General features: G+C 71.7%; 6 protein-coding genes. All 6 read right to left on the bottom strand.

What is annotated here, in order from left to right; translation table 11 throughout:
* On the bottom strand, positions 1-473 hold a 473-nt coding region (locus tag M878_RS48195; protein ID WP_037730146.1), incomplete at its 3' end, for an AfsR/SARP family transcriptional regulator.
* Positions 474-886: 413 nt separating this feature from the next.
* Positions 887-1,387 carry a GNAT family N-acetyltransferase gene (locus M878_RS68260; RefSeq protein ID WP_023547882.1) on the bottom strand — a complete coding sequence of 167 codons (501 nt, stop codon included), beginning with the start codon at positions 1,385-1,387 and terminating at the stop codon, positions 887-889.
* Positions 1,356-2,180, bottom strand: coding sequence for a GNAT family N-acetyltransferase (locus M878_RS68255; protein WP_023547881.1), 825 nt, complete (start codon positions 2,178-2,180; stop codon positions 1,356-1,358). Before M878_RS68255 ends, M878_RS68260 begins: the two co-directional genes overlap by 32 nt.
* 96 nt (positions 2,181-2,276) lie before the next feature.
* Positions 2,277-2,354, bottom strand: coding sequence for a 50S ribosomal protein bL37 (locus M878_RS000000101850; protein WP_391411595.1), 78 nt, complete (start codon positions 2,352-2,354; stop codon positions 2,277-2,279).
* A 31-nt stretch (positions 2,355-2,385) separates the two neighbouring features.
* A complete protein-coding gene (locus M878_RS68250; protein WP_023547880.1) occupies positions 2,386-3,204 on the bottom strand; it encodes an SDR family NAD(P)-dependent oxidoreductase in 819 nt (272 codons plus the stop codon).
* A gap of 385 nt (positions 3,205-3,589) precedes the next feature.
* Positions 3,590-5,743, bottom strand: a complete 2,154-nt coding sequence (gene kdpB, locus M878_RS68245; protein WP_023547879.1) for a potassium-transporting ATPase subunit KdpB — start codon at positions 5,741-5,743, stop codon at positions 3,590-3,592.
* Positions 5,744-6,236 lie beyond the last annotated feature (493 nt).

The following is a 6,236-nucleotide window of genomic DNA, read 5'->3' as shown; positions in this document are numbered from 1 at the left end:
AGCGCCCGCTGCGCCCGCACCCGCCCGGCCCGCAGCGCTACGACGGGATCGCGCAGATCCTCCCCGGCCCCGGCGCCCGCACTCCCGTCCCACAACGCCAGCCCGGCCTCGGCCTCGGCCAGCGCGCCCGCATGGTCCCCGGCCCGCGCCCGCTCGGCGCTCGCCGCCTCGTGCAGCAGCAGCGCGGAACTGTCCACCTGTGTCTCATCCAGCGCCAGGCGATAGCCGGTCGGCGTACTCACGACCAGCTCGGCCCCCACCTGCGCCCGGAGCCGCGACACAAGGACCTGCACCGCCTTCCCCGGCCGCTCCGGCAACTCCTCCGCCCACCACAGCCCCTCCACGAGCCGCCCCGTACTGCAGCCGCCCCGCAGATCCTCCGCGAGCAACGCCAGCAACCCGCGCAGCCGCGGCGCGGTGATCTCCCGGCCATGGCAGGCGACATGGGACAGCAGGGTCAGCTTGGTGGTCACGTGCTGAAGAGTAGGGCGTTTCTTCTGGGTTGGGGTGGGGGCCGGATCTCCTCGGCTCGGCTACCGATGGCACAGCCGCACCGAAGCCGCTGACGAGGTGATCGTGCTCGACAACGAGACGGCGAACCGGGCGGCGGCTGAAAGGAGCCAATCGCCGAAGCTGACCCAGGGAGAGGCCGCTGTCAGCACGGCGTCTTCGCGAGCATCAGGGAGGCCGGCCTCATACGACAACGTCCGGTGTGCTCGACCTGTTCGGCGGGTGCGCAGCGAGTACAAGCCCAAGCAGTACCCGTGGCAGCCGGACTGCCGTGACGGACGGAATCTTCTTCCCCTTGCGGACGAGCGCGGCCACCTCGTCCCTCCTCGGGTACTCCACACGCCGATCCAGGTGCTCCGTGATCAGGTCGAGCGGGTCAGGGAGCGATCCTCTGGTAGAAGCACACCCGGTCCTGCCCAGGACCGTCGTAGTCGGTGTGCACGGGCAGCCCGTCGGCCTCGCTGTCCCCGCTCTCCAGGGAGAACCCCATGGCGCGGTGGAATGTGACGGACCCCGCGTTCGTCGGCGAGGTGACCGCACGGACCACCGTGCGGCCTTCTTCGGCGGCACGCTGGAAGAACGCCGTGTACAGGCTCCGGGCCATGCCCTGTCCGCGCAGCTTCGGGTCGACTCCCACGAAGTGGATGTATGCCTCGGTGGCGTTGTCGGCGGCGTAGAAGCCGATGAGGAACGCACGGATGTCCGTGCCGTCCTCCAGGACCAGGCTGGTGCCGGAGAAGAACTGCAGGAACAGCCTGGGCAGCAGCAAGGACAGCTCCCGGGCCTGCTCGGGGGTGCGTGAGTCCCCCCACCACCGCTGCACACACTCGACGATCGTGCCGTGGTCAGAAACACGGGCCTGACGCAGTGCGGGCATGGCGGTCCTCTCGGTTCCGTACTCCGGCGAAGCAGTCCGCGGTAGGGCTGCCCGCCGCATAGTGGACGTACTCGCGGACCAGGCGGAAACCGGCGTGCCAGGCCAGCAGGCGGCTGGGGCGGTTGAGGACCGAGCAGTTCCAGCTGGGCGTGTGGCCGCGGGCCGCGATGTCCGCGGACAGGGCGATGACGCAGGCCAGGGCGAGGCGGTGGCGGCGGTGGTCGGGGACGGTGTAGACGGCCACGTCCTCGTAACCGGTGCCGCGGAAGTAGGTGCAGGCCACGGCCAGGATGCGACGGGCACGGTCCACGGCGGCCCACGCGTGGCCGGAGGCGGCGAGACCGAGCGGGCCGCCCCAGCTCGCCGAGAGCCAGGACGCGTCGGGGCCAAGGGCGTGCACGGCGTCGGTGTCCGCCGGTTCCAGGTGCCGTACCGTCACTCCGTGCGGGACGGCGGCGGGCTGCGGTGCGGCCTGGAGCGTCCAGACCATGCGCTCCCAGGGGATCAGCCGGCCGAAGGACGCGCCGAGGGCCGGCAGGAAACGGGCCGGAGCCTCGAAGCGGTTGCCGGCCAGCGGGGCCAGCAGACCGGGTGTGAGCTGTTCCGGGCTGCCGCGCAGCACCGCGTGGCCGGCGCAGGACACGGCCAGCGCGCGAGGCTGGACCGGCCGGTCGGCCCACCAACGGCCGACGCCCGTGGCCAGCGCGTGCTCGCCGATCGTGGCGGGGCCGGGCGTGCCCGTGGGGAACCAGCGCACGAGCGCCCGTGCGTCCGGCGGTGAGATCTCGATCATCCATGCCTCCCGAAGGTGAGACGGGAATACGGGAACGGGGAACAAGGCGGGCGACCGGGGTGCCGCTCCCTGTCGCCCGCCCCACCTGTGGCTCGGTCAGCGCTGGCCGGCCTTGCTGCCGTGGTTGGCCTTCTTCTTGCGGCGGTCCTTCTTCTTGCGGGCACGCTTCGACATGTACGTCAACTCCTGGGTGCGGAAAGGTTCTTCAAGCGGTGCGGCCGACCAGCAGGTCCGCCAGCTTGTTCAGGCGTCGGACCGTGCGGTCCTCGGTCGCCGCCGGGGCCGGGTCGACGCGCTCCCCGCGGTCGTAGTAGGCGCCGTTGACGATCTCGACGGCCGGGTCGCACAGCCGCACCACGTGCCCGGCACCCTCGGCGGGAGACACGCCCTCGTGGGCGTAGAGGGGAAGCAGGGCCGTGTCGCAGATGCCCGGGTGCACGGAGACCGCGGTGACGCGCGGGTCGGCCGCGAACACCGTGAGCGCGAGCTGCGACTGGGCGTAGGCGGCGAGGCGCGAGTAGCGGCGGGCGCGGTTGGGGTCGGCCCAGCTGATGGAGGCCGTGCGGTGCAGGGAGGACGAGACGTTGACGACGCGGCCGCCCGGGTCGCTGGTGAGCGCCGGCTCCAGCAGGCAGGTGAGGAGGTAGTGGGCGAGGAAGTTGACCTGGAAGGCGACCTCATTGCCGTCGGCGGTGACCGTGTGCCGCTCGGGGGCGGCCATCCCCGCGTTGTTGACGAGGACGTCCAGGTGCGGGTGCTCGGCGACCACCGCGGCGGCGAACCGCTCGACCTCTTCCAGGCGGGCGAAGTCGGCTGCGTACAGCGCCAGTTGGTCCTCGCGGACGGCGGCCGTGGCGACCAGGCTGTCGGCCGCCGCCCGCGTCTCCTCCGCGGTACGGCCGTGCAGCAGCACCGTGGCGCCGCGCTCGGCGAGCTGCCGTGCGGTCTCGTAGCCGATGCCGGCGGTGGCGCCGGTGACCAGGACGGTACGGGCGGAAAAGGGGGAAAGGGTGGAGTTGGACATGATCCGTTCCGGGGTAGCGGGCACGCCGGGACGCCCCGTCTCAGGGGGTGGGCGTGCGGTGGTGAAGGGAGGACGAGGGGCGCCGGAGCCGATCACGGCGCCCCTCGGGTCACGGAGAGCGGCGTCGGCGGGACGCGGCGTCCACGCGGTACGGCGTCGGCGGGACGCGATATCGGCGTGTGGCGCGGGCGCTTCCGGTCAGCGCGGCTGACGACGCGACGGCCGAGCGGGACTCGGCGGCCGGTCGAGCAGGAGCCAGGCGCTGTTCACATCGTCCATGGAAGCCGTCCGGCATCGGCCGGACAAGACGAAACCCCGGTCTCTGACGAGGTCCTGACGTGCGCATACGGGACCTTGACGGGAGAGCCAGAGGGGCGGGCGCGGCTCAGCCAAGGCCGGGTACCCCCGAGATCAGCATGTCGATCAGCTTGATGCCGACGAAGGGCAGGACGAGTCCGCCGAGGCCGTAGACGAGGAGGTTGCGGCGGAGCAGGTCGTGTGCGGAGGACGGGGTGTAGCGCACGCCGCGCAGGGCCAGCGGGATCAGGGCGACGATGATCAGGGCGTTGAAGATGATCGCGGAGGTGATGGCCGAGGTCGGGCTGTGTAGACCCATCACGTTCAACGACTCCAGGCCCGGGTACGTGCCCGCGAACATCGCTGGGATGATGGCGAAGTACTTCGCCACGTCGTTCGTGATGGAGAACGTCGTCAACGCGCCCCGGGTGATGAGCAGTTGCTTGCCGATCTCGACGATCTCGATCAGCTTGGTCGGGTTGGAGTCGAGGTCGACCATGTTGCCGGCCTCCTTGGCGGCCGACGTGCCCGTGTTCATCGCCACGCCGACGTCCGCCTGGGCGAGCGCGGGCGCGTCGTTCGTACCGTCGCCGGTCATCGCGACCAGCTTGCCGCCCTCCTGTTCCCGCTTGATCAGGGCGAGTTTGTCCTCGGGGGTGGCCTCGGCGAGGAAGTCGTCGACGCCCGCCTCCTCGGCGATCGCCTTCGCGGTCAGCGGGTTGTCACCCGTGATCATCACCGTCTTGATGCCCATGCGGCGCAGTTCGGCGAAGCGTTCGCGGATGCCGTCCTTGACGACGTCCTTCAGCTGGATCACGCCGAGGGCGCGCGGCCCGTCCCAGTCGTGCACCGCGACCAGCAGCGGGGTCCCTCCGGCGGCGGACACGGCATCGGCGTACCTGCGCGCCTCCGGCGGGACGTGGCCGCCGTACATCTGCACCCAGTCGATGACCTGCTGGGCGGCGCCCTTGCGGATGGCGCAGACGGCTCCGTTGTTCCAGCGCAGGTCGACACCGCTCATGCGGGTCTGCGCGCTGAACGGCACCCAGCGGGCGTTCGCCAACTCGCCCTGGGCGGGCGCCCGCAGGCCGTACCGGTCCTTGGCGAGGACGACGACGGAACGGCCCTCGGGCGTCTCGTCGGCCAGCGACGACAGCTGGGCCGCGTCCGCGAGCTGCCGTTCGTCGATGCCGGGCAGCGCGATGAAGGCGGCGGCCTCCCGGTTGCCGAGCGTGATGGTGCCGGTCTTGTCGAGCAGCAGGGTGTTCACGTCGCCGGCCGCCTCGACCGCGCGGCCGGACATGGCGACGACGTTGCGCTGCACCAGGCGGTCCATGCCGGCGATGCCGATCGCGGAGAGCAGGGCGCCGATGGTGGTCGGGATGAGGGTGACGAGGAGGGCGACCAGCACGGTCGTGGACTGGGCGGCGCCCGCGTACTCGCCCATCGGCTGCAGGGCCACCACGACCAGGATGAAGATGATCGTGAGGGAGGCCAGCAGGATGTTCAGGGCTATCTCGTTCGGGGTCTTCTGCCGGGAGGCGCCCTCGACGAGCGCGATCATCCGGTCCAGGAAGCTGTGCCCGGGGCGGGCGCTGACCCGGACGACGATCCGGTCGGACAGCACCGTCGTACCGCCCGTGACCCCGCTGCGGTCTCCGCCCGCCTCCCGGATCACCGGCGCCGACTCACCGGTGACCGCGGACTCGTCCACCGCCGCCACTCCATCGATGACATCGCCGTCCGCCGGGATCATCTCGCCCGCCTCCACCAGGACGACGTCCAGCGGCTTCAGGTCGGTGGCAGCGACGGCCGCGGTGCGGGCGGCGGCGAGATTCGTGCCGTAGCTCCAGTGTTCGAGCCGCAGCGCCACCGTGTCGGTACGGGCTCTGCGCAGCGACTCGGCCTGCGCCTTGCCGCGGCCCTCTGCGACCGCCTCGGCCAGGTTGGCGAAGACGACCGTCAGCCACAGCCACAGGCTGATGACCCAGGTGAAGACCGCCGGATGGAGCAGCGCGGACAGGGTGGTGAGGACCGCGCCGACGGAGACGACGAACAGCACCGGGTTCCGCACCAGGACGCGCGGGTGCAGTTTGCGTACGGCCTCGGGGAACTCGCGGACGAGCTGAACGGGTTCGAACAGCCCGCCGGCGGCGCGGCGCCTGCCGCTGCCTCCCGGACCGGGCCGGGGCGTGTGTTCGAGGCGGGAGGGTGGGGCCTGCTGGGGGGCGGCGGGAAGCATCGGACACCTTCGTGCCGTGAGGCGGACGGGGACTGTGGTCGACGGCCGCCTGCGCGCGACCGCGGCTTCGCGCAGCCGCAGCTTTGTGCCACCGCGGTATCGCGTCACCACGGCTGTGCGCCGCCGCGGAGTGGGTGGGCTCCGCCGGTCGTGCGGCGCCCTGGACCTCCTCGGTCCCGGCTGCGGCCGAGAGGGAATCTAGCCCTGCCCGCCGGGCCAACCGCCCAGGTCGGCGAGGAATTTGCGGCACCCATACGGCGCGGGCCCGCCTGCCGTCAAAGGCCCGTCAAACCGGGCTGACGAGACGTCAGGGACCCGTCAAGGCAGGCCGTGCATGGCCGAATCCCGACGCAGACTGATCGGCAACGGGGGACGGGCGACCGTCCGTGGCGTGACGTTGGAGGGACCGTGGCTCTCACGGCCGGGACAGCGCAAGGTCCGAGGATCGAGGGGAAGACACCGCCACGGCAAGCGACGGTCGCCCCGCCCTGGC

It is taken from the genome of Streptomyces roseochromogenus subsp. oscitans DS 12.976 (genome assembly GCF_000497445.1).
Classification (GTDB): domain Bacteria; phylum Actinomycetota; class Actinomycetes; order Streptomycetales; family Streptomycetaceae; genus Streptomyces; species Streptomyces oscitans.
The sequence above is the reverse complement of the archived record's forward strand: the minus strand, read 5'-3'. Positions and strand labels throughout refer to the sequence as shown.